At 63.0% G+C, this 22,153-nt stretch carries 19 protein-coding genes; 3 read left to right on the top strand and 16 right to left on the bottom strand.

Annotated elements, in window-relative coordinates; all coding sequences use genetic code 11:
• Nucleotides 1–4 precede the first annotated feature (4 nt).
• The 13 genes from C2U70_RS01015 to C2U70_RS00955 form a co-directional block, all read right to left on the bottom strand.
• Nucleotides 5–853 (bottom strand): amidohydrolase family protein, encoded by an 849-nt coding sequence (locus tag C2U70_RS01015; RefSeq protein WP_140976000.1) that lies wholly within the window; start codon nt 851–853, stop codon nt 5–7.
• 1 nt (nt 854) lies between these two features.
• A complete protein-coding gene (locus C2U70_RS01010) occupies nt 855–1,832 on the bottom strand; it encodes an aldo/keto reductase (protein ID WP_140975999.1) in 978 nt (325 codons plus the stop codon).
• A gap of 156 nt (nt 1,833–1,988) precedes the next feature.
• Nucleotides 1,989–2,507, bottom strand: coding sequence for a DUF6998 domain-containing protein (locus C2U70_RS01005; RefSeq protein WP_140975998.1), 519 nt, complete (start codon nt 2,505–2,507; stop codon nt 1,989–1,991).
• Entirely contained in the window at nt 2,504–2,731 is a 228-nt protein-coding gene (locus tag C2U70_RS01000; protein WP_140975997.1) for a hypothetical protein, read from the bottom strand. Before C2U70_RS01000 ends, C2U70_RS01005 begins: the two co-directional genes overlap by 4 nt.
• Before the next feature lie 10 nt (nt 2,732–2,741).
• Nucleotides 2,742–6,875, bottom strand: coding sequence for a HigA family addiction module antitoxin (locus C2U70_RS00995; RefSeq protein WP_140975996.1), 4,134 nt, complete (start codon nt 6,873–6,875; stop codon nt 2,742–2,744).
• Nucleotides 6,876–7,187: 312 nt separating this feature from the next.
• Nucleotides 7,188–8,120: a sugar-binding protein gene (locus tag C2U70_RS00990; protein ID WP_140975995.1), complete on the bottom strand. Its 933-nt coding sequence runs from the start codon at nt 8,118–8,120 to the stop codon at nt 7,188–7,190.
• 195 nt (nt 8,121–8,315) lie between these two features.
• Nucleotides 8,316–9,386 (bottom strand): ABC transporter permease, encoded by a 1,071-nt coding sequence (locus tag C2U70_RS00985; RefSeq protein WP_186293988.1) that lies wholly within the window; start codon nt 9,384–9,386, stop codon nt 8,316–8,318.
• Nucleotides 9,386–10,150, bottom strand: coding sequence for an ATP-binding cassette domain-containing protein (locus C2U70_RS00980; protein WP_140975993.1), 765 nt, complete (start codon nt 10,148–10,150; stop codon nt 9,386–9,388). The genes C2U70_RS00985 and C2U70_RS00980 overlap by 1 nt, the downstream gene beginning before the upstream one ends.
• 12 nt (nt 10,151–10,162) lie before the next feature.
• Nucleotides 10,163–11,485 carry a xylose isomerase gene (xylA, locus tag C2U70_RS00975; protein ID WP_140975992.1) on the bottom strand — a complete coding sequence of 441 codons (1,323 nt, stop codon included), beginning with the start codon at nt 11,483–11,485 and terminating at the stop codon, nt 10,163–10,165.
• The gene (xylB, locus tag C2U70_RS00970; RefSeq protein WP_140975991.1) at nt 11,482–12,939 is read right to left on the bottom strand and encodes a xylulokinase; all 1,458 of its coding nucleotides are present in this window, start codon (nt 12,937–12,939) and stop codon (nt 11,482–11,484) included. Before xylB ends, xylA begins: the two co-directional genes overlap by 4 nt.
• A gap of 93 nt (nt 12,940–13,032) precedes the next feature.
• Nucleotides 13,033–14,079 (bottom strand): LacI family DNA-binding transcriptional regulator, encoded by a 1,047-nt coding sequence (locus C2U70_RS00965; protein ID WP_140975990.1) that lies wholly within the window; start codon nt 14,077–14,079, stop codon nt 13,033–13,035.
• Between the two features lie 253 nt (nt 14,080–14,332).
• A complete protein-coding gene (locus C2U70_RS00960; protein ID WP_186293987.1) occupies nt 14,333–16,162 on the bottom strand; it encodes a PHA/PHB synthase family protein in 1,830 nt (609 codons plus the stop codon).
• A gap of 11 nt (nt 16,163–16,173) precedes the next feature.
• Complete coding sequence (locus C2U70_RS00955) at nt 16,174–16,548, bottom strand: hypothetical protein (RefSeq protein WP_246666632.1); 375 nt, start codon at nt 16,546–16,548, stop codon at nt 16,174–16,176.
• Between the two features lie 196 nt (nt 16,549–16,744).
• Here C2U70_RS00955 and C2U70_RS00950 point away from each other — a divergent pair, with 196 nt between their 5' ends.
• Nucleotides 16,745–17,473, top strand: coding sequence for a CBS domain-containing protein (locus tag C2U70_RS00950; RefSeq protein WP_140975989.1), 729 nt, complete (start codon nt 16,745–16,747; stop codon nt 17,471–17,473).
• A gap of 10 nt (nt 17,474–17,483) precedes the next feature.
• On the opposite strand, the gene C2U70_RS00945 is transcribed toward C2U70_RS00950, so the two are convergent.
• The 3 genes from C2U70_RS00945 to C2U70_RS00935 form a co-directional block, all read right to left on the bottom strand.
• Nucleotides 17,484–17,885 (bottom strand): RidA family protein, encoded by a 402-nt coding sequence (locus C2U70_RS00945; protein ID WP_140975988.1) that lies wholly within the window; start codon nt 17,883–17,885, stop codon nt 17,484–17,486.
• A 2-nt stretch (nt 17,886–17,887) separates the two neighbouring features.
• Entirely contained in the window at nt 17,888–19,573 is a 1,686-nt protein-coding gene (locus tag C2U70_RS00940; RefSeq protein ID WP_140975987.1) for a benzoate-CoA ligase family protein, read from the bottom strand.
• A 151-nt stretch (nt 19,574–19,724) separates the two neighbouring features.
• Nucleotides 19,725–20,216, bottom strand: a complete 492-nt coding sequence (locus C2U70_RS00935; protein ID WP_140976010.1) for a MarR family winged helix-turn-helix transcriptional regulator — start codon at nt 20,214–20,216, stop codon at nt 19,725–19,727.
• Nucleotides 20,217–20,491: 275 nt separating this feature from the next.
• On the opposite strand from C2U70_RS00935, the gene C2U70_RS00930 reads away from it, so the two are divergent.
• Nucleotides 20,492–21,667 (top strand): ABC transporter substrate-binding protein, encoded by a 1,176-nt coding sequence (locus C2U70_RS00930; RefSeq protein ID WP_140975986.1) that lies wholly within the window; start codon nt 20,492–20,494, stop codon nt 21,665–21,667.
• A gap of 30 nt (nt 21,668–21,697) precedes the next feature.
• The gene (locus tag C2U70_RS00925; RefSeq protein ID WP_140975985.1) at nt 21,698–22,153 is read left to right on the top strand and encodes a cupin domain-containing protein; all 456 of its coding nucleotides are present in this window, start codon (nt 21,698–21,700) and stop codon (nt 22,151–22,153) included.

Raw genomic sequence — 22,153 nt, 5'->3', positions numbered from 1 at the left:
TGCGTCACGCTGCCGGCAAGCGATAAGCCTGCTGCGCATTGCCGCCGAACGCTTTTTCGCGCGCCTTTCCGCCGAGTTTGGTCAGGCAGGTGTCGAGCGCGGCCTTGATCTCGGCGTAGCTGCCGGCGAGCAGGCATACCGGCCAGTCGGAACCGTAGATCAGGCGGTCCTCGCCAAAGCATGTTGCAGCGTGCGCGACGTACGGGAACAGGCGCTCGGCGTCCCAATCGTCCCACGTCGCTTCGGTGGCCAACCCCGAGATCTTGCACCAGACATTGCCGCAAGCAGCCAAAGCTGCGAGCCGATCGGCCCATTCCTTGCTGAAACCGGTCGCAATCGGCGGCTTTGCGACGTGGTCGAGCACGAAGCGTGCTTGCGGAAAGGCCTGCGCGGTCGCGATCGCGGCCGGCAATTCGCGCGTGCGGACCAGCAGGTCATAGGCGAGATCGTGCGCGAACACGGCCGTGAGGCCGCGCTGCACGTCCTCGCGCAGCAGCCAGTCGGGATCGGCCTCGTCGTGCACCTGGTGACGGATGCCGACCAGCTTTGCGCCGCCGGGTGAATCGCGGAGCTGGCCGAGCGTTTCGTCGAGGGCCGCATCCGTGAGATCCGCCCAACCGACGACGCCGACGACGAAGGGCGTGGCATCGGCGAGGCGCAAGAACTCTTCGGTCTCGGCGATCGACGAGCGGCATTGCACCAAAATGCTGGCATCGATGCCCTCGGCGCGCAGCAATGGTGCGAGATCGGCGGGTGCAAAGGCGCGGCGGATCGGCGCGAGCTCGGGAGCTTCCATCCAGGGATAGTCGGCGCGCGCGGGATCCCAAAAATGCTGATGGCCGTCGATGATCATGTCAGGCTCCGCCCGGCAGCGGCGCGTTCGCATCCACAAGCCTGCGCGCGCGCAGCTCCTGCCAGAACGCTTGCGGCACCGGCAGCTCCGCCATTGCGATGTTCTCCGAGACTTCAGCCGCCGTGCGCGCACCCTGCACGGCGACGGTCACCGCCGGATGCGCCATGCAAAACTGCACCGCCGCGGCCTTGAGCTCGGTGCCGTGCTTCTGGCACAGCGCCTCCAGCTCCAAGGCGCGCGCGACCAGCGCGGCGTCGGCGTCCTGATAGTTGAACTTTGCGCTGGTGTGCGGATCGGCCAGGATGCCGCTGTTGTAGATGCCGCCGAGCAGAATGCCGATGTTCTTGGCGCGGCAGATCGGAAACAGCGCTGATAGCGCGCCCTGGTCGAGCAGCGTGTAGCGGCCGGCAAGCAGGAAGCAATCGACCGGCACGGCTTCCGCGAAACGCGTGAGCATTTCCGACTGGTTCATGCCGGAGCCGATCGCCTTCACCGTGCCGTCGTCGCGCAGTTTTATCAGCGCGCGGAAGGCGCCGCTGACGGCCGCGTCATAATGATCGTCGGGATCGTGCACGAGGAGTACGTCGACGCGGTCGAGCCCGAGACGCTCGAGGCTCTCTTCCACCGAGCGCATCACGCCGTCATAGCTGAAATCGAATTGCGGCCGCAGTGCCGGCGCGCCCTTGTAGTGATCGTCCTCCACTGAGGAGGCATCCGGGCGCAGCAGGCGGCCGACCTTGGTCGAGATCGCGAAGGTGTCGCGCTTCTGCTGGCGCAGGAAGGCGCCGAGACGACGCTCGGCGAGGCCGAAGCCATAGAGCGGCGCGGTGTCGAAGAAGCGGACGCCGAGTGACCAGGCACGTTCGATGGTGGCTTCTGCGTCGGCATCGCTGACGGCCGAGAACAGGCCGCCGAGCGGTGCTGAGCCGAGGCCGATTCTGGTGACGTCGAGGTTGTTGGCAAGCCGCGCCTTTTTCATCTTTTTCACCTTGCGGGCTGTCGTCCTTCTTCCCTTGTGGGAAAGTCAACACAGGAAATAGCCTAGCAATACCCAAGCGGTCCACATCTGAGTGTATGGCCGGTGCAAAAAACAGAAATCTTGTTGGCGTGGAGCCGGTTTGGGACCAGCAACACGTCAGCCTGTCATAGACCCGGCGGGCCCAACCATCGGAAGACGCTCGTCATCGCGAACCCGTGCCGCTGCCTGTCGAAGTTGCGAAAGGCGGACTTGCTTCTGACCCTTCCACGGTTCTTTGGGCAGGAACTCTCGCACATAGCGTTCCGGACCGTTGTAGACAGCGCGGCCCGTGCCGCGATCAAAATCCAGTTCAAGGACGAGTAGGTGATCGGCGTGTACTTCCGAGTAGCTGAATGCGATTGTCTTGGTGGAGGGGCCCTTGGCCTTAACCTGAATAGTCTGCTTTCCGTCCGGCGTGCGGCCGTCGAACCCCGCCGTCGAACGAGTATAGACGAGTTTCATGCCGTATTCCTCGACGGCGCAAGCCTCGCCTAAATCACCGACCAAGTTGCCGTCGAACGAGAATTCTAGATTCAGACCCTTGCGGCGATAATAATCGCGAACCGCGATCCGGGCGTCGACTAGCGGACGCACCTCGGGCGGAAGCCAGAATTCGATGTCACTCGGGTAACTCATGCGTCCGGGTTGTCCAGCTTGTCTATCTCGGCCCTCGCCAGCGCCGTGGCTTTCTCGATTGCGTCTGATCGTTTGCCGGTGTTGGGGTTCAGTCGTCGCGAGACAAGGTTGTCCCAAAAGAACCGGACTGACTTCCGTCCGTCTGCGAACCACACCTCAAAGCTCCCGCAGTCATCGTCTACGCCACGGTGAGGAATAATGCGGATGGGATCGCCTTCGGCCATGGTGATTTCTCTATCGCATGCGACGCCTAATCCCCGCCGCTGTATCTTCCCGGCTGGCTTCGTGATCATAGGTATTGGCCAGCGCCATCAAAAGCCGCGAGGACACGAAGGGGTGCGAAATCTGAAGTGCGACTCCCCACCTCCGGTATTTCTCTGCCAGATCGCGTTCCTGATCACCGCCTTCACCACGAAAGTGAACGCCGCGTGAATTGTACACTCCGGTGTGTGTGCCATTCATCATCGGCTCGGATTGGATGTCCTCCATGACATCGCGCACCGGCTCACACGGCCACACGCCGTCCTTGCCGACCGCCGCGTGCGACAGCACTTTGCCAATGCAGATGTCGGCAACCTTTGCTCTGCCTGCTTCCGCACACTGTTGACGGACGGTCGCGATCCACTTTGCAAGGCGATCTGTCTGCAATTCACCGAGGTCGTTATGGCCCGGAGTTCGCTCAAGTGCGTCCAATAGCTTATAACCCCGCTCAGCCATAGTCTTGATGCGATCTGGCGAGACCTCCGTCTCGGCTGGATCAGGCGCACCGTCCTTCCGCTTGTAGGCCCAAGAAACTGCCTGAGCGAAGAGTTCAGGGTGCGCCTCAACGTACCGTTCGAGATTGGGAATGCCATAGCCATCCCGGCTATCCCACGAGCGTGCCAGCACGTCGATGTAGGCAAATTCCAAACCAGCCTTCTGGTCGAGCCTCAGCGTCGAGCTGTCGTTCAGGTGTTTGAATGCTTCTTCAACGTGATAGTGCTCGAGCAAGTAGTGGCCCGGTTGGTCTTCGCCGCCCTGCGCCATCGCCGACATGAGGTTGAAAAGGACCTGAGCATCAAGCTTGTGCGGCTCCAACTGAATGCATGAGAATGCGGCTCGCGGCCGGTTCGCCTTCAACAGCAGCTCAACGCTTTGGTTGTTTTCTGAATCAGAGTTGTGAATCCAGTAAGGTGCAACGCTGCTCCAATACTTGGCCTGAGCTATTTCATTTAACCTCTCAACTAGCTCCCAAGTCTTCCTACCGTACGGCGCAAGAACAAGCAGCGGAACGATTTCGTCTTCGGACAATCCTCCCGCGACGCCTGTAATGACCGCTTCTAGTTTATCGCCATTTCCTACAAAGGTGCGCAGCGCGCCGCCGATAACATTCCGGTAGGCGTGAGCCTCTTGCTTACCAGCAAGGATCGGACCGAGGGCGAGCAGGAGCAATTCTTGAAGTTCTTGTTGGCTCAGCACGGCACTAGCTGCGACCACTCCGATTACCCATGCGGCATTTCCACGTTCGGCAAGTTCCAGAAATGCGGCGAGCCCACGCTGCTCTAGAACTTCACGTAATGCCTCGGCTCTCAAGTTCTGGATTCGCTCTTCACGGGCGGTGTAGTCGACTCTTTCAATATCCTCGATCTCGTCGGCAGATTCTTCGATCCAAGTGTTGCGAAAGAGCCAGGCATGCTTGTTTAGGAGGTCACTCGGTTCCAGCGCCTTGTACGCGGCCTTGCCCGCTACAGCGAAGTTCAACGGAGCGCCGCCCTTCTTCGCGCGAACCGCAGCACGTCGCGATAGGGTCGCGACCCGAATTTTTTCGCGCATGGCGGCCTTATCGTCATCACTAGCTCTGTTTTTGGCCCAAGCTTGGATCAGCGCCCATACGCGGTTCTGGTCGGCCTCGGTCAGACCCGGAAGACGATCCACCAAGTCGCACAGCATTCCGAGCGAATGATTTTCCCAGCTCAGCGCCATCTCGATCATCTCGCGTACAAACTCATTGATCGGTCCCCGCGTCGGGAATGGTTCGCCGAACCCATACCCGTCTGGACGCCAACGCGGCTTGTGACTGTAGTCACCAACGCGGCCGTGCCTGCTGAACTGCGCGACACAAATTTTCCACGCGACGTCCGGGAATTTTTGCGCCAGCTTCTTCATCAACTCCACTCGCTCTCGCGCGTTTGCGGCTGTCTGCGGCATCCAAGCTCGGAATACTGATTCCAATGAATGCACCGGCTTATTGACCCAATTATCGTTGATCTCAATCTGGGAGAGCTGGGCGAGGATGTTGGCGGCACGAGGCAACGTCACGGGGCTCCACGACAGGCCCTCCAACGCCCACAGCAGACCCGTGCGGGTAGGACTATGTCCGAACACACCTGCATCCACGGGACGTAGAAGACCAAACACCGCAGGCTCCGCAGACCGGAGATCGCGCTCAATGATCGTAAGGAACTCGTCAGGAGCTGCTTCTGCGTAGGTAGGAAGGTCTCTGTCGTTGGCTTCCAGTATCCGCGTGGTCAGCGGCGTCGGGAGTAGATCGCGAACAACGCGGACCACCTCGAACTCGGTGTCAACGCCAAGGTGGCTCTTGAACAAGTGCCTGCCATGTACGGCCAGCAAAACCAAAGTCTCCGAGATGCCTGCGCGGAAAGCGGAGGAAAATTCACGTACCTTTCCGTGGATGGATGCAGCCCAGCGTTGATCCTCTTCCAGATCGAGCGCCGGATCGTCTTCCCCAAGGACCATCCGCGCCATGGAGAAATAGCGACTCAAGTCCTCAGGTGTTACTGCTTGAGCGACGGCGTACAGCAGATCGATTTTCGATATTACGCCTCTATAGGTGCCTAGCGACCAAATCGGCGCGTCGTTCAATTGAGCTAGGATTTGGCATTCTTTTTCGAGGTCTTCGTAGGGCCTGCCTCCGGCCAAGAGCGATAAGCCCTCCCTATCCGTCTCATTCTTGATGTTCCATGCACCGACGAATAGGAAGGGCACGAGCTTCGACGCTGTCGGTCGGTCCGCCGCCCATTCTGGCGTCTGCACCGCAGGCACCGTCGAAAGTTGACGCCGCAAAACGGTCAGAGACCGTCCCGAAGCATTCGCGAGGCGCGAGGTCTCATCGCGGTCCTTGCCCATGGCTTCGAGTGCCTTGTTGAACGTGTCGTAATTCGCCGGTTCGAGAACAATATCAGGCTTGGTAGTCACAGCGTTGCGCGGATAGACCACAATGCAGTGCATTGCGTTGGCATAAGGGGCCAGTTCGCGTTCGACGTCTCGTGTAAACACAACCGGAATGAAGGCCTGCGCTCCTGCTGCCAAGCGCGGGAGAACACCGGGCTTGTCGAACACTAGAACGCGGTCGCGATATAAAGCGAGCTCTTCGCCGCCACGCTCGCTAAGCAGTTGGGCGAGAAATGCGAGCGCCTCGTCGGTCGAGTCAGCAGCGATCAGGATCGGTCCCACGGGTGGCTTAGTCAGGCGCGAAAGCATCGTGCGCTTGGTCGCCTCGATGGCCGAGGTAAACAGCGCGCCCGTTAGAGGGGGAGTCGAAACATCGGCCCAATCGGTCCAGCACTTGTCGAGCGAACGAACGTGCTGCGCGGAGACCCGCTTCGTCTCGTTGGCGAACCAAGCCTGTCCGGGAAGGGACTGCTCTAGCCATTGCTCAAGGTCGCTGGCGTCGTAGGCGCGAACCTCCTTCCAGAGGCCTTTCGCCTGCTTCGCCTTAACCCAAGCGGCCTTTCCAGCCCAGCGGCGAGGTGTGACGAAAATGAACGTGATTTCGTCTCGCTCGTCCTTGCCATGAGCTTTGACGCTCTTATCGAAATCTCCCTCAGCCTTGGCCCGGGGGTCCTCGTTTACGCCGAACTCCCAGCCGGAACGTCCCACAGGGACCCAAGGCGCTCCTTCGCTCGCTTCCGAGAGTCCATCCCACCCCGGGCGTTCAGCATCGTCGTTGCCCGGAAAATCTACCCTTGTGAGCCGGATGCCTGTCGAGTGTATCAATGTACGCAAGAAGACCGCCAAGCGGCTACGCGCCGGTATGTTGTGCGTGGCCCAACCCTCGACGTCGTTGGCCTTGATCGATAGGAAAGGTGGTACGTATGCCTTGGCTTCAGTGGGAGAGGCGATCTGCTTCGCTTGCGCCTCTTCGTACCTCGCCTGCATGGCCATCAAGTCCTTGCGGGGATAGTTGAATGCTTTCTCTAAGCGCGCTGCCATATCAGCGGACAAAGCGGCATTGCCATTGAGCAGGTTCGACAGCGCCGGGCGGCCCACGCCCATTAGCTGAGCGGCCTTCGTAACTGACATTCCGGCCGGAATGACTTCCGTCTTGATACGTGTTCCGGGGTGCGGGGCATCTTCGTGCGCGACCATCAGGACAAGTCCTCCAACAGGCTCGAATCGACAGTGGAGAACTGTATCGTGTAGCGCTACACGCTACAACAAGCCGCGCTGATGACCTTTTGGAAATATTTTCTTCAATATCCTACAATCTTGGAGAGATTATCTATCCCCCCCCGAGAGAAGCACCGGATGAGGGGTCGTCTCCACGATTCACAGCGGCATGGACTCGCGGAGAGAGACCCCTCACCCGGCTTCGCTACGCGAAGCCACCCTCTCCCACAAGGGGAGAGGGTTGCCACGGCAGGAACGTCGGGGCTGGGTGACGTCCCTGCTTTGACGTCGCTACTTCAACAGTTTCGCGACGTTGTCCTTCGTCACGAGGTCGAGACCGGTATAGATCGTTTCCGGAACCTTCTGGCCCTTCTTGATCGCGAGCAACGTGTCCATCGACTTCTCGCCCATTTCGAACGGGCGCTGGCCGGTGAGCGCGTTGGAGTAGCCGTCGCGCAGCAGCTCGAGCTGCATCTTCAGCGTATCGGCGACGACGAGCGTGAACTTGCCGGCGTCGATATCCTTCTTGTTCTTGTTCACGAAGGCCTTGTAGCCCTCAGGCGCGAACATCGGCCAGCCGCCGACCGGGACGATCGCGGCGAGGTCCGGCGTTGCGGTGCGCAGGTCCGACATCTGCTGAACCGCGAGCGCGGAATCGTCGTTGCAGAAGGTCGGCGAACCCTGGACCTCGACCCACTTCGAGCCCTTGAGCGCTTCGCGGACACCATCGACACGTTCCGCAAGGTTCTTCGCACCGGGGCCGCCGGAGACCATGGCGTACTTGCCGCCGTCGGGCCGGAGCTCGCGCAACTGCTTGCCGAGCGCGAGGCCGAAGTCCTTGTTGTTGGTGCCGATATAGGAGAGCCGCTTGGAGCCCGGCGCGTCCGCGTCGAACGTGATGACGGGAATGCCGGCCGCCGTCGCTGCGTCGATCGACTTGGTCATCGCCGCGACGTCGGCCACTGAGATCGCGAGCCCATCCACCTTCTGGGTGATGAAGTCCTGGATGATCTGCGCCTGCGTCGCCGGCTCGTGCTCGATCGGCCCCTTGTAGATGCACTCGACGTTGCCGAGTTCCTTGGCTCGCTTCAGGCAGCCGTCACGCGCCACGTCGAAGAACGGATTGTTCATCGCCTTGGGCACGACCGCGAACTTGTAAGTCTGGGCAAATGCCGGGGTCGCCATCATTGCGATGGTGATGCCGGCCAACAGAAGCTTCTTCATTCTATCCCTCCACACATTGTTGCCTATCCTTTTGTGATGTGATGCTCCGGCCGGCGGATAGACGATCTTTCGTTGTCCGTCCGGAGTAACCCTTCTGAAGCGCGATGCGCTTCAGGTCTTTGTTGGAGCATGATCTTTTCGGAAAACCGCTTCACACTTTGCGCTAACGCGGCCCTCCGGGTCCGGATCATGCTCTTAAGTCATGCGCGACCGGATGCGGTCCACCAGCACGGCCAGGATGATGATCACGCCCACCAGCGTCTGCTGCCAGTAGGAGTTGACCTGCGCGAGCACGAGGCCGTTGCGGATCACCTCGAGCAGCACGCAGCCGACGATGGCCCCGAGCGGACCGCCGATGCCGCCGGCGAGATTGGCGCCGCCGATGACGGCGGCCGCGATCACGTTGAGCTCGTAGGACGTCGCCATGTTCGCCGGCGCCGAACCCAGCCAGCCGGAGATGATGATGCCCTGAAGCCCCGCGGCGAGCGCGCAGATCACGTAGACCTCGATCTTCACGCGCACGACCGAGATGCCGGTCAATTCGGCGGCCTTCTCGTTGCCGCCGAGCGCAAAGACGTGGCGGCCAAAGCTCGAGTGATGCAGCACGACCGCCATCACGGCGGCGAGGATCACCAGATAGATGAAGGGCGCGGGCACGCCGAGCACGTCGCCCGAGGTCAGCGCGTAGAAATAATCGGCATCGGGCCCGCCCGGAAAACTGCCGCGCCCGTTCGAGACGACATAAGCGAGACCGCGCACGATCGAGAGCATACCGAGCGTGGTGACGAAGGGCGACAGCCCGAGCATCGCAATGCAGAAGCCGTTGACGAGCCCGACGACCAACGCGGCGCCGAGCCCCGCAAGCACCGAGATCACGAGGATCAATCCAGGCACATTGGCGAGAACGGTCTTGCCGTCGGCGGCCATGTGGACGAACGGCGATCCCGGCGCCGACAGCTCAACCATGACCATGGAGGTGATCATCGCGGAAAAACACATCATCGAGCCGACCGAGAGATCGATACCGCCGGTGATGATGACGAAGGTGATTCCGAGCGTGGCAATGGCGATGAAGGAAAAGTTCTTGGCCACGTTCTGCATGTTGCCCTGCGTGAAGAAATAGGGGCTGGCAAAATGCATGATGATCATCAGCACCACGAGCGCCGCCAGCACGTAGCCGGTCTGCGAGGCAAAGATGCCACGCTGCCACCATTTGGTGCGGCCGACATTGGTGAAGGAGATCGGGGTTTCCATGGGAACGGACATCACGCCGCCTCCTTCGCGCCGGTGATGAGGGCAGTGACTTCCTCGGGACTGGTATTCGCGATCGGCTTGTCTGCGCGCTTCTCTCCGCGCCGCATCACGACGACACGGTCGCAGACCGCGAACACGTCGGGCATGCGGTGGGAGATCAGCATCACGGCGACGCCCTGCTCCTTCAGCCGGTGAATCAGGCTCAGCACCTGCTCGACCTGGCGCACGGAGATCGCGGCGGTCGGCTCGTCCATCATCACGAGCTTTGCGTTGGACAGGCGCGTGCGCGCGATCGCCACCGCCTGGCGCTGGCCGCCGGACATCTGCTTGACCAGATCATGCGGCCGCGTTTCCGAGCGCAGCTCGCCGAACAGCTCCAGCGCGCGCGAGGCCATCGCCTTGTGATCGAGCAATGAGATCGGGCCGTATTTGCGCTTGAGCTCGCGGCCGAGGAAGACGTTGGCCGCGGCGGTCAGATTGTCGGCCAGCGCGAGGTCCTGATAGACGACCTCGATGCCGACGGCGCGGGCGTCGATCGGACGATGGAAATGGACGGCGTTGCCGTCGAAACGGATCTCGCCGTGGGTCGGGCGGAAATTGCCGGCGATGATCTTCACCAGCGTGGACTTGCCCGCGCCGTTGTCGCCCATCAGGCCGACGACTTCGCCGGGCATCACATGCATGTCGACGCCGTGCAGTGCGCGGATCGCGCCGAACTCCTTGCCGATCCCGGTCAGTTGCAGAACCGGCTGGCCGCTTGCTTGGGTAGTTGTCATTCTCGGCCTCGCTCAGACGTACCGGTTGACGATGGATTCGAGATATTCCTGACGGCCAGACCGCGGCTGCGGATCGAAGCCGGAGGCCAGCGCGCGATCGGCGAGATCGGCGAGCGAGCGCTGCCCTGCCATGATCGCCTGGCCCTCGGCTCCGGCCCAACCGGCATAGCGGTCAGCGACCGGCCTGGTCAGCGCCTCGGCGTCGAGCATGTCGGCCGCGGCCAGCAGCCCGCGGGCGCAGGCATCCATCGAACCGACATGGGCATGGATCAGATCGTCCGGGTCGATCGATTGACGCCTGATCTTCGCATCGAAATTGAGACCGCCGGTAGTGAAACCGCCCGCCTTCAGCATATCGTGAAACACCAGCGCCAGCTCCGGCACGTTCATGGCGAACTGGTCGGTGTCCCAGCCCAGCAGATCGTCACCGCGATTGATGTCGAGCGAGCCGAACACGCCGAGCGCCTGTGCCAATGCCACCTCGTGCTGGAACGAGTGACCGGCCAGGATGGCGTGGTTCTGCTCGATGTTGAGCTTGACGTCATCGAGCAGGTCATAGCGTTGCAAGAAGCCGTAGCAGGTGGCGACGTCGAAATCATATTGATGCTTGGTCGGCTCCTTCGGCTTGGGCTCGATCAAGAGCGGGCCCTTGAAGCCGATCTTGTGCTTGTGCTCGACGACGAGGGAGACGAAGCGGCCGAGCTGGTCGAGCTCGCGCTTGAGATCGGTGTTGAGCAAGGTCTCGTAGCCTTCGCGGCCGCCCCACAGCACGTAGTTCTGCCCGCCGAGCCGGTTCGTCACCTCGAGCGCGGCGCGGACCTGGCCGGCGGCATAGGTGAAAATGTCAGGATCGGGATTGGTCGCCGCACCCGCCATGTAGCGGCGATGCGTGAACAGGTTCGCGGTGCCCCAGAGCAACCGCACCTTTGACGAGGCCATCTTCTTCTCGAAGATGTCGCCGATCGCGTTGAGGTTGGCGACGGATTCGGCGAGCGTCGCGCCTTCCGGCGCCGCATCGACGTCATGGAAGGTGAAGAAGGGCACATCCAACAGGCGGAACAGCTCGAAGGCGATGTCGGCCTTGGCGCGCGCCATCGCCATCGCATCGGTGCCGTGATGCCAGGGACGCATAAACGTCTCGCCGCCGAAGGGATCGCCGCCGGGCCAGCAGAACGAATGCCAGTAGCAGACCGCGAAGCGCAAGTGATCCTCGAGCCGCTTGCCGTTGATAATGCGGTCCTTGTCGTACCAGCGGAAGGCCAGCGGATTTTTGGAGGCCGTGCCGCCATAGGCGACCGGATCGGCTGCGCCGAAGAATTTTGGTAACGCGTTCACTGGGAGAACTCCTTCAGCGCGGGATAGAGTTTTCGCCACTGCCGGTAGGCCTCGTCATAGGCCGCAGTGTGCGATGGGTCGGGTGTGAATGTCGCAAGCCGGCGCGGGCGCGTGCAGACCTGCGCGGGATTTTCGCCCGTGGCAGCGAGCCGGCCGAGCCGCGCAGCCCCAAGGGCTGCGCCGACTTCGCCCTCCTCGACGCGGTGCACGGGAATGCCAAGCACGTCGGCGCAGATCTGCGCCCACAACGCCGAGCGCGAGCCGCCGCCGACGAGATCGACTTCTGTAATCGCCGAGCTGGCACTGCCGAGCGCAGCGAGATTGTCGCGCGCGGCATAGGCAACACCTTCGAGCACAGCCTGTACCATGGCGTCGCGCCCGGTGGCGCCGCGCAGGCCGACGAAGGCGCCGCTCGCGGTGGCATCGTTATGCGGCGTGCGCTCGCCGTCGAGATAAGGAAGAAACTTGACCTGAGATGGTCCGGCGACGGTGTCGCCGAGCGGGGCGAGCAGCGCGGCCGTGGGCGTTGCCATCACGCCCGAGAGCCAGGCCAGCGACGCGGCGGCCGACAGCATCACGCCCATCTGGTGCCAGAGACCGGGCAGCGCATGGCAGAACGCGTGCACGGCCGAGCTAGGGGCGGGCGCAAAATTGTCGGTGACGCGGAAGATGACGCCTGACGTGCCGAGCGACAGGAAGGCGTCGCCCGGCGCGATCGCGCCGAGCCCGATCGCGCTCGCCGCGTTATCGCCGGCTCCGCCGGCCACGACCACGTTCTTCGCCATGCCCCAGCGGTTTGCATATTCGGACGCGAGCACCGCGCTCACCTCGCTGCCCTCGACCAGCCGCGGCATGTGGCGCAGATCAAGCCCGGTGGCATGCAGCAGCAGCGCCGACCAGCGGCGCTGGCCGACATCGAGCCAGAGGGAGCCTGCGGCATCGGACATGTCCTCGACCATCTCGCCGGTGAGGCGGTAGCGGACATAGGCTTTCGGCAGCAGCACCTTGTCTACACGATCGAAAATCTCGGGCTCGTGCCTGGAGACCCAGAGCAGCTTTGGCGCGGTGAAGCCGGGCATCGCCAGATTGCCGGCGATCGAACGCAGCGACGGGCAACGCCGCTCGAGCCGCTCGCATTCGGCATGGGAGCGGCCGTCGTTCCAGAGGATCGCGGGACGCAGCGGACGGCCGTCTTCGCCGAGCAGTGTCGCGCCGTGCATCTGGCCGGAGAGCCCGATGCCGCGCACGGCGGCGACCTCGCGCGGATGGTGTGCTGCGAGATCGTCGACGGCGCCGACTGACGCCGCGACCCAGGCGTCCGGATCCTGCTCGGACCACAACGGCTGCGGATGCGACAGCGCAAGCTCGCGCGCGGCGGTCGCGACAACAGCGCCAGCCTCGTTCACGAGTACCGCTTTCACACCGGACGTGCCGATGTCCAATCCGAGATACAAGTCCGTCCTCCCCTTCCTTGTTTTCGGTTGCGCAAACTGACGTCACGCTTCCCGCGAAGGTAACTTCGAAACACCTGGCACCGCGCCTTGCGGCTACGGCAGATTGTCCCGCATCAAGATGTCGATGCGGATCTTCTCCTGTTCGATCAAGATCGGTTCGTTGCGCGCCAGCGACAGCAGCACGCGCACCGCAGCGCGCGCCTCATGGCCGGGGTTTTGCGAGATCGCGACGTCAAGCGTGCCTTGCAGCAACAGCTTGCGCGTCATCGCCGTGAGATCGTGGGCGATGAACACGATCTGCTTCTCGCGGCCGGCCTCGGTCAGCGCCTTGGCGACACCTTGCGTACCGGCGCCGACATTGTAGAGGCCGACGATGTCAGGATGCTTGCCGAGCAGCCCCGAGATGAGCTGCTCCGAGCGGTCGTCCTCGTCGCGCCCCTCGACCAAGGGCAGGATTTCGAGCTGCGAAAACTCCGACGCCATCACCTGGTTGAAGCCAAAAATACGCTCGGCATGGTCGCGCAGGCTCTGCGTGCCCGCGATGATCGCGATCTTGCCGGGGCGGAGACCCACGAGACGGCCGACCAGCGCGCCGGCGGTGCGGCCGGCGGCGATGTTGTCGATGCCGATATAGTGGTGGCGGCGCGAGGACGGCACGTCGGAAACCAGCGTCACGACCTTGGTGCCGCTATCGACGAGATCGTTGATGGCGGCGCGCACGCTCGGATGGTCCAGCGCGACGACGGCGACGCCGTCATAGTCGCCGCCGGTCAGTTGCTCCAGCGAGGCCGCCAGCACGGACGGATCGAACACGTCGGTCTTGATCATCTCGACCGTGAGGCGCCGGGCGGAGAGCCAGCCCGCCATCTCGCCGATATAGGCCTCGATCTGCAGCATGAACGGGTTGGCGCCGACCGGCATCACGAAGGCGAAGCGGCGGGCACGGCCGCGGGCGAGTTCGGCGGCGGCCACATGCGGCTGGAAGGAGTTGCGCTCGATCGCCTCCCGGACACGGCGCACCGTGTCCGGCCGGACGCCCGGTCGGTTGTGCAGCACGCGGTCCACCGTCGCCAGACTGACCCCAGCCTGCCGCGCGATGTCCTTCAGCGTGAGAGGGCTGCTGGTATCCGGCTCCTTCATGGCCTTGAAGGCTAGCAGAGGTTATTTGAGGTACGCAACTCATTTTGAGGAACTTGAGGTCGGGGACGCGCAGAAGGTGCTCTCCCTCGCCCCGCTTGCGGGGAGAGGGTGGGGTGAGGGGGAGTCTCCACGGGGACGGTGACAGAGAGACTCGCGGAGAGTCCCCCTCACCCGGAATTCAAGCAGAGCTTGAATTCCGACCTCTCCCCGCAAGCGGGGCGAGGTGAACCGAGCCGATCAGCACCATCGCACGTCACGTGTGCACGTATTCGCCCGGCGCATCCGGCAGCGTGTCGACATTGCCAAAACCCATGTGCGGCGGGTCGCACCATTCGCCGGAGCGCGCGGCCAGCCATCCCGTCCATTCGGGCCACCACGAGCCTTCGGCATGTGGCGCGAGCTTCAGCCATTCGTCGCGACCGACATAGGGCGTGTCGGCGCCCTTGGTCATGATCTGATAGCTGTGCCCGGCCTCGGTCGGCGGCGCCACGATGCCGCCATTGTGGCCGCCGCTGGTCAACACGAACGTCACGTCGGCATCGACCTGGTAATGGATCTTGTAGACGGACTTCCAGGGCGCGACGTGATCGCGGAGCGTGCCGACCACGAACATCGGCGCATGGATGTCCGACAGCGATATGTTGCGCCCCTCGACGTGATACCGGCCTTCCGCCAGATCGTTGTCGAGGAAGAGTTGGCGCAGATACTCCGAGTGCATCCGATACGGCAGGCGCGTCGCATCCGCGTTCCAGGCCATCAGGTCGCTCGGCGGCGCACGTTCGCCCAACAAATAGTCGTGCGACAGGCGCGACCAGATCAGATCGTTCGAGCGCAGGAGCTGAAAGGCGCCCGCCATCTGCGTGGTATCGAGATAGCCGCGCTCCCACATGATGTCCTCGAGGAAGGCGACCTGGCTCTCGTTGATGAACAGCGTCAGCTCGCCCGCTTCGGTGAAATCCGTCTGCGCGGCCAGCAGCGTGATCGTCTTCAGCCGGTTGTCGCCGTCACGCGCCATGGCGGCCGCGGCGATCGACAGCAGCGTGCCGCCGAGGCAATAACCCAGCGCGTGGATTTTTCGGCGCGGCAGGATGCAGCCGATGGTGTCGAGCGCAGCCTTGACGCCGAGCCGGCGATAATCGTCGAACGCGACGTTGCGATCGTCAGCGGTCGGATTGCGCCAGGAGATCGCGAACACGGTAAAGCCCTCGCCGGTGAGATGCTTCACCAGCGAATTCTGCGGCGACAGATCGAGGATGTAGTATTTCATGATCCAGGCCGGTACGATCAGGACCGGCTCCGGCCGCACCTTGTCGGTGGTCGGGCTGTACTGGATCAGTTCGATCAGCTCATTGCGATAGACGATTTTGCCGGGTGACGTCGCCACGGTCTTGCCGACGGCGGCATTCCGGGCGCCGCCCTGCTTGCCGGCGGCGATCACCTGCATCAGGTCGTTACGCCAGTTCTGCCAGCCGGCGACGAAATTCGCGCCGCCGCTCTGAAGCGCCTTTTGCAGCACGTCCGGATTGGTGACCGCAAAGTTCGACGGTGCCAGCATGTCGAGCACCTGGCGGATCGAGAACTCGACGATCGCCTCGTTGGCGGGTGAAACACCGCGGACGCCGGTGGTCGCCTTGCGCCACCATTCCTCACCAAGCAGAAAGCCCTGCGCCAGCAGATTGAACGGCGCGCGCTCCCATGCGGGTTTTGCAAAACGCCGGTCCTGGGCCTGCGGCCTGGTGACGGACCAGGGCTTGCTGTCCGCGGACATATGGGTCGCGGCCTCGACCAGCCGGCCGGCATCGCGCACGGCGTCATGGACCAGCTCGATCTGGCGCTGCGGCGCGGTCGCAAGATGCGACGCCCAGTCGAGATAAGCGAGCGACAGCGCGACCGGCGAGATCCCGCCGTTGAAGCGCGCCAGCAGGGCATGAAGCGTGCGGTCGACGGGATAGGGCTCCGGCATCGGCCTTTCAGGCGGCACTGCCGCTGCAGGCGCACACGCACTCGCGGGCTGATTGATCGGCGGCTCGACAACGGGCGACGCCTCGGCGCGTGCGATCGTCGAAGTCTGCATGGCAGCCATGACAGTCACAGTCAGCGTGAGCTATCGACCAGGCGGGACGTCGCCTCCACCAAGCGTTCCCCATGCTTGAACAGCCGATCGCTGTCGCGGCGCAGGAAATCGAGCTGGTGCTGGCTGCAATCCCGGCACATCGCGGTCCAGTCCCTGACCGAATGCGAGGCTGCGAGTTTTGAGATGAACTCGGCGAACAGATGCGTCTCGGTCTGCGCGCGATCCAGGATCTCGCCGGCGGCAAAGGCGGTTTCCTCGAACAGGAGGCGTTGCGCGCCCAGGATCGTATTCAGCGCCCGACGGTTTGCGTCGGCGATCCGCGCAACCGCATCGGGCGCCATCGGCACGGCAGCCATGATATCGGATGTCTCGGATGCTTTGGCAGGCTCGCTCACGGCACTCTCCCATCGTCTCGGAATCTCAAATCAGGATAGGCGTGGCGGCCCTGGGAACATTGAGCTGAGTCAAGCCCGGATCCAGCTCCCAACCGCGGCCAAATGGTCGTCCCGCCCTTGACTTGAGTCAACTCCGCCAGCCGTGCCCGGACTATGGTTTTACCATCACTCGTCCGAACCTCTTGCGGAGTTCCCCATGCGCGCCCACCAAATCATGACCCGTTCGGTCATTTCGGTCACCCCCGAGACGTCAATCGTCGACGCCGCAAACCTGATGCTGCAGCGTCACGTCAGCGGGCTTCCGGTGATCGACGGCCAGGGCAAGCTGGTCGGCATCGTCTCCGAGGGCGACTTCCTTCGCCGCAGCGAGATCGGCACGCAGCGCAAGCGGCGGAACTGGCTGCGCTTCATTCTCGGCCCCGGCACGTCGGCCAACGATTTCGTCGGCGAGCACGGCCGCAAGGTCGGTGAGGTCATGACGACGACGCCGGTGACGATCAACGAGGACACCGCGCTCGCCGAGATCGCCGACCTCATGGAGCAGAAGAACATCAAGCGCCTGCCGGTGGTGCGCGGCGACAAGGTCGTCGGCATCGTCTCGCGCGCCAGCCTGCTGCAGGCGGTTGCGAGCCTCGCCCGCCAGGTGCCGGACCCGACCGCCGATGACGATCACATCCGCAACCGCATCATCGATACGATGGAGAAGACCGACTGGTGCCCCTACGGGCTCAACGTCATCGTCCGCGACGGCATCGTCCACCTCTCCGGCGTGATCACCGAGGAACGCAGCCGCCAGGCGGCCATCGTCGCCGCCGAGAACGTCGAAGGCGTGAAGAAGGTGCACGACCATCTGTGCTGGGTCGACACGATCACCGGCGTCTATCTGAACTCGCCGGAAGACGACCGCCTCGCCAAAGCGGGCTGATGAGCGTCGGCTAGCGCGGGATCACCGCGGTCGCCTCGATCTCGACGCGCGCGGCGGTCTCGACCAGGCGCACGACCTGCACGAGCGCCATGGCCGGATAGTGCGCGCCAATGATCTCGCGATAGATGCGGCCGAGCTCCTTTGAATTGGCAAGGTACTCGTCCATGTCGACGACGTACCAGGTCAACCGCACCAGATGCTCCGGCCGCGCGCCGCCTTCGGCCAGAATGGCCACGATGTTCTCGAGCGTCTGGCGCACCTGCGCGAGAAAGCCGTCGGCAAGACGCTCCTCGGCATCCCAGCCGATCACGCCGCCGGTCACGACGATGCGGCCACCGGCCGCGACGCCGTTGGCGTAGCCCTTTGGCATCGGCCAGCCGGACGGCTGCAGGATCTGCACGGTGCGCTCCATCGTTATCCCGCTGCTGTCTGCGCCATCTGGCGCAGCGCAAAGCGCTTCAGCTTGCCCGTCTCGGTCTTCGGCAATTGCGTGACGAATTCAATCGCGCGCGGATATTTGTAAGGCGCGATCTCGCGCTTGACGTGCTCCTGCAACTCGGTGACGAGTTTTGTATCTGCCGTAACGCCCGGCGCCGGAATGACATAGGCCTTCACGATCATGCCGCGCGCTTCGTCCGGGGCGGCGACGACGCCGCATTCGACGACGGCGGGATGCGTCATCAGCGCGGCTTCCACGTCGGTGCCCGCGATGTTGTAGCCGGCCGACACGATCATGTCGTCGGAGCGCGACTGGTACCAGAAGTAGCCATCGCTATCCATGACATAGGTGTCGCCGGTGACGTTCCAGCCGTTCTGGACATATTTGCGCTGCCGCTCGTCGGCGAGATAACGGCAACCTGTCGGACCGCGCACCGCAAGCTTGCCCATCGTGCCCGGCGGAACGTCGTTGCCATTGTCGTCCACGATCTTGGCCTCATAGCCCGGCACCGGCTTGCCCGTCGCGCCCGGGCGGATCTCGTCCTCGGTCGCGCTGATGAAGATGTGCAGCAGCTCGGTCGAGCCGATGCCGTCCATCAGCTTGATACCGGTCGCTTTCAGCCAGGCATCGTAGGTCGGTTTTGGCAGCGTCTCGCCGGCGGAGACGCATTTGCGCAGCGAGGAGATGTCGCGGCCCGCGAGCTTGCCGAGGATCGCGCGATAGGCGGTCGGCGCGGTGAAGCAGACGGTCGTCTTGTACTGCTCGATGGCGGCAAGAAAATTGTCCGGCGTCGTGTTCTCCAGCACCACGAAGGACGCGCCGATATGCATCGGAAACAGCACGCCGCCGAAGCCGAAGGTGAAGGCGAGCGGCGCCGAGCCGATGAAGCGATCGTCCTGCTTCGCACGCAAAATATTGCGCGCATAGCCGTCGCACACCGCGAGCATGTCGCGATGGAAATGCATGGTGCCCTTGGGATCGCCCGTCGTGCCCGAGGTGAAGGCGATCAGGCAGATGTCGTCGGAGGCGGTATCGACCGCTGTGAATTCCGGGCTCGCATCCGCGGCGAGGTTTTCGAGCGAGTCGGCCGCGTCCGTGCCCCAATAGACGACGTGCTTGAGGCCGGGCGCCGCGAGTCTTGCTTTCTCCATTTCCTCGGCGAGCTTGCCGTCGCACAGCGCCAGCGAAATCTCCGCCTTCTGGATCGGATAGGACAATTCCTTCGCACGCAGCAGCGGCATGGTCGCCACGACGATGCCGCCGGCCTTGATGATGGCCAAATACGCCGCGACCATCATCGGGTTGTTGGCCGAGCGCAGCAGCACGCGCCCGCCGGTGACGAGGCCGAGCTTGCCGACCAGCACGTTGGCGATGCGGTTTACGAGCTGTTGCAGCTCTTTATAGGTGTAGCTGACGGACGGGCTGATGACGCATGGCGCGTCGCCATGGCCCTGCTCGACCCAGCGGTCGAGGAAATAGCTGACGCAGTTCAGGCGCGCCGGATATTGCAGCTCCGGCCGCGTAAAAATGAAGTCCGGCCAGAGTTCGCGCGGCGGCAGATGCGCCTGCGCGAACGGATCGACGTGAGCCGTCCCGGCCCGGTTGTCGTATGAGCCTAGATCTTGCGAACCCGGATCATGAGCTTTGGCGGCGTTGGCCATCGCACGCTCCTTTTCGGTTGGGAGAGCACCCGGCAGCACTTTCGAAAATCATTTTAGGCTTAAAACAATTTTCCGCAATAGCGGATTTTGGGCAGTCCCTGCTTTTTGTTGTTGCACCGGGAGTTTTGGAGACAGCGCCCGCCTGCGGGCTTCAAGCCTTGCGGCGACCGGCGGATTTCTGCGCGGAGGACTTGGTCTTGGCCAAAAGGCGCATCAGCTCGCGCACGTCCTTCGGCGAGAGGTCGGCAAAAATATCGGCGATCCAGGTCTCGTGCTCGGCCGCCATCTTGCGGAACTCGGCACGTCCGAGCTTGGTCAGGCGGATCACCTGCACCCGCCTGTCGGTGTCGGACGTCCGGCGATCGAGGTGGCCGGACTCAACGAGCCGTTCGACCAGGCCGGTGACATTGCCGTTCGACACCATCATGCGCTTGGAAACGTCTGACAGCGTCATGCCGTCGGGTGCCTTGTCGAGCTGCGCCATCAGGTCGAAGCGGGGCAAGGTGACGTCGAACCGCTCCCGCAGCCGGCCGCGCACCTCGCCTTCGATCAGCGTGGTGCAGGTCAACAGCCGCAGCCAGAGCCGGAGCTCTTCGGCGTGGTCCTCAGGGGTTTCGACGGCCTTGGTCTCGGAATCGAGCATCGGAGGTGCGGTCACTGGTCGCGGTCCATCGTTTTGAGCTTCAAGTAAATCCGCCCCGTTCGCAAGCGCAAACCTCAAGGGGAATACGCCCTTCGTCGAATTTCTTTAGGCTTCAAGCAATTGGCGCGCCGCTTGCATAGGCGCGCAGTGCACCAGAGGCGTGAGCCCAATCGACCTCATCGGCTTTGCTTGCCGCCGACACCGTCGTCAGAATAAGCTCCGCCCGGAAATTTGCAGGGCTGCTCGCAAGAGCCGAGCGTATCGGGGAAGTGATCATGAAGAAGCAATTGACGTTCGCAGGCTTGGCTCTGCTGCTCGGCACCGTGTCGGACGCCGCCCTCGCGCAGGAGAAGCTCAAGCTCGGCGTGATCGTGACCCTGTCGGGTCCTGCAGCTGCCCTGGGCGGGCAGGTGCGCGACGGCTTTGCGCTCGCCGTCAAGGATCTCGGCAGCAAGATGGGCGGCCGCGATGTCGAAGTGGTCGTGGTCGATGACGAGTTGAAGCCGGATGCGGCCGTCACCAAGGTGAAGGGCCTGCTGGAACGCGACAAGGTCGACTTCGTGGTGGGGCCGATCTTCTCCAACATCCTGCAGGCGATCCACCGTCCGATCACCGAGAACAAGACCTTCCTGATCAGCCCCAATGCCGGCCCGTCGACCTTTGCCGGCAAGGACTGCAGCCCGTTCTTCTATGTGACGTCCTATCAGAACGATCAGGTCCACGCGGTCCTCGGCAAGGTCGCCCAGGATCGCGGTTACAAGCGCATGTATTTGATGGTGCCGAACTATCAGGCCGGCAAGGATTCGGTCGCGGGCTTCAAGCTCGATTACAAGGGCGAGATCGTCGAAGAATCCTACATGCCGCTCAACACGCTGGACTTCCAGCCGGAGCTTTCCAAGATCGCGTCGCAGAAGCCCGATGCGCTCTTCACGTTCATGCCGGGCGGCCTCGGCGTCAATCTCGTCAAGCAGTACCGGCAGGCCGGCCTCGCCGACACCATTCCGGTGCTCTCGGCTTTCACGGTCGACGAGTCCACGCTGCCGGCGCAGCAGGACGCCGCCGTCGGCATGTTCGGCGGCGCCAATTGGGCGCCGAACCTGGACAACCCGCAGAACAAGAAGTTCGTCGCGGCCTATGAAGCCGCCTACAACAGCGTGCCCGGCACCTACGCAATGCAGGCCTATGATACGGCGCTGCTGATCGACAGCGCGGTCAAGGCGCTGAAGGGCGACCTCTCCAACAAGGAGGCGGTTTCCGCCGCGCTCAGGAAGGCCGACTTCACCTCGCTGCGCGGCTCCTTCAAGTTCAACACCAATGGCTATCCGATTCAGGACTTCTATCTGACCAAGGTTGCCAAGCGTCCGGACGGAAAATTCCAGACCGAGATCGTGCAGAAGGTGTTCGAGAATAATGGCGACCGCTACGCCAAGGACTGCAAGGCGGTGAATTAAGCCGCGGCGTAAGTGACAGGGAGGATGAGTATGACGAAAAGTGAGATCACCGGCATCACGCGGGCCAACGAGGGTATCCAGGGCATTTCCTGGAATATCCTCGGCCAGACCTATGTGCCGAAAAGCTATGCCGAGAACAGCTTCTCCTGGCACGCGACGCTGCCGCCCGGCACCTTCGTGCCGCCGCACATCCATCCCGACCAGGATGAGTATCTCTATATGCTCGAGGGGAAGCTCGACTTCGTGCTCGGCAATTCCGAGGCGCAGGCAAGCGCGGGCGATCTGATCCGGCTCGGCATGGGCGTGCCGCACGGCATCTTCAACAAATCGGAGCAGACCGCAAAGGTGCTGTTCTGGGTGTCGCCGAGCCGAAAGCTGTTCGAGCTGTTCTGGGGCCTTCACAACATGAAGGAGCAGAAGCCGGAGGACGTGGTCGCGATGGCAGCGGAGTTCAACATCCACTTCCTGCCGCCACCGCCCGGCTAG

The organism is Bradyrhizobium guangdongense (genome assembly GCF_006483445.1).
Lineage (GTDB): Bacteria > Pseudomonadota > Alphaproteobacteria > Rhizobiales > Xanthobacteraceae > Bradyrhizobium > Bradyrhizobium guangdongense_A.
This window is presented reverse-complemented; position numbering and strand designations above follow the sequence as displayed.

Bases quoted from the DNA above. Each gene is read 5' to 3' on its own strand.
- C2U70_RS00925 (WP_140975985.1), top strand. From the start codon at position 21,698: ATGACGAAAAGTGAGATCACCGGCATCACGCGGGCCAACGAGGGTATC.
- C2U70_RS00980 (WP_140975993.1), bottom strand. From the start codon at position 10,150: ATGACAACTACCCAAGCAAGCGGCCAGCCGGTTCTGCAACTGACCGGG.
- C2U70_RS00965 (WP_140975990.1), bottom strand. From the start codon at position 14,079: ATGAAGGAGCCGGATACCAGCAGCCCTCTCACGCTGAAGGACATCGCG.
- C2U70_RS00995 (WP_140975996.1), bottom strand. From the start codon at position 6,875: ATGGTCGCGCACGAAGATGCCCCGCACCCCGGAACACGTATCAAGACG.
- C2U70_RS00945 (WP_140975988.1), bottom strand. From the start codon at position 17,885: ATGGAGCGCACCGTGCAGATCCTGCAGCCGTCCGGCTGGCCGATGCCA.
- C2U70_RS00935 (WP_140976010.1), bottom strand. From the start codon at position 20,216: ATGCTCGATTCCGAGACCAAGGCCGTCGAAACCCCTGAGGACCACGCC.
- C2U70_RS00960 (WP_186293987.1), bottom strand. From the start codon at position 16,162: ATGGCTGCCATGCAGACTTCGACGATCGCACGCGCCGAGGCGTCGCCC.
- C2U70_RS01005 (WP_140975998.1), bottom strand. From the start codon at position 2,507: ATGAGTTACCCGAGTGACATCGAATTCTGGCTTCCGCCCGAGGTGCGT.
- C2U70_RS00950 (WP_140975989.1), top strand. From the start codon at position 16,745: ATGCGCGCCCACCAAATCATGACCCGTTCGGTCATTTCGGTCACCCCC.
- C2U70_RS00990 (WP_140975995.1), bottom strand. From the start codon at position 8,120: ATGAAGAAGCTTCTGTTGGCCGGCATCACCATCGCAATGATGGCGACC.
- C2U70_RS01000 (WP_140975997.1), bottom strand. From the start codon at position 2,731: ATGGCCGAAGGCGATCCCATCCGCATTATTCCTCACCGTGGCGTAGAC.
- C2U70_RS01015 (WP_140976000.1), bottom strand. From the start codon at position 853: ATGATCATCGACGGCCATCAGCATTTTTGGGATCCCGCGCGCGCCGAC.
- C2U70_RS01010 (WP_140975999.1), bottom strand. From the start codon at position 1,832: ATGAAAAAGGCGCGGCTTGCCAACAACCTCGACGTCACCAGAATCGGC.
- C2U70_RS00930 (WP_140975986.1), top strand. From the start codon at position 20,492: ATGAAGAAGCAATTGACGTTCGCAGGCTTGGCTCTGCTGCTCGGCACC.
- C2U70_RS00985 (WP_186293988.1), bottom strand. From the start codon at position 9,386: ATGTCCGTTCCCATGGAAACCCCGATCTCCTTCACCAATGTCGGCCGC.
- C2U70_RS00940 (WP_140975987.1), bottom strand. From the start codon at position 19,573: ATGGCCAACGCCGCCAAAGCTCATGATCCGGGTTCGCAAGATCTAGGC.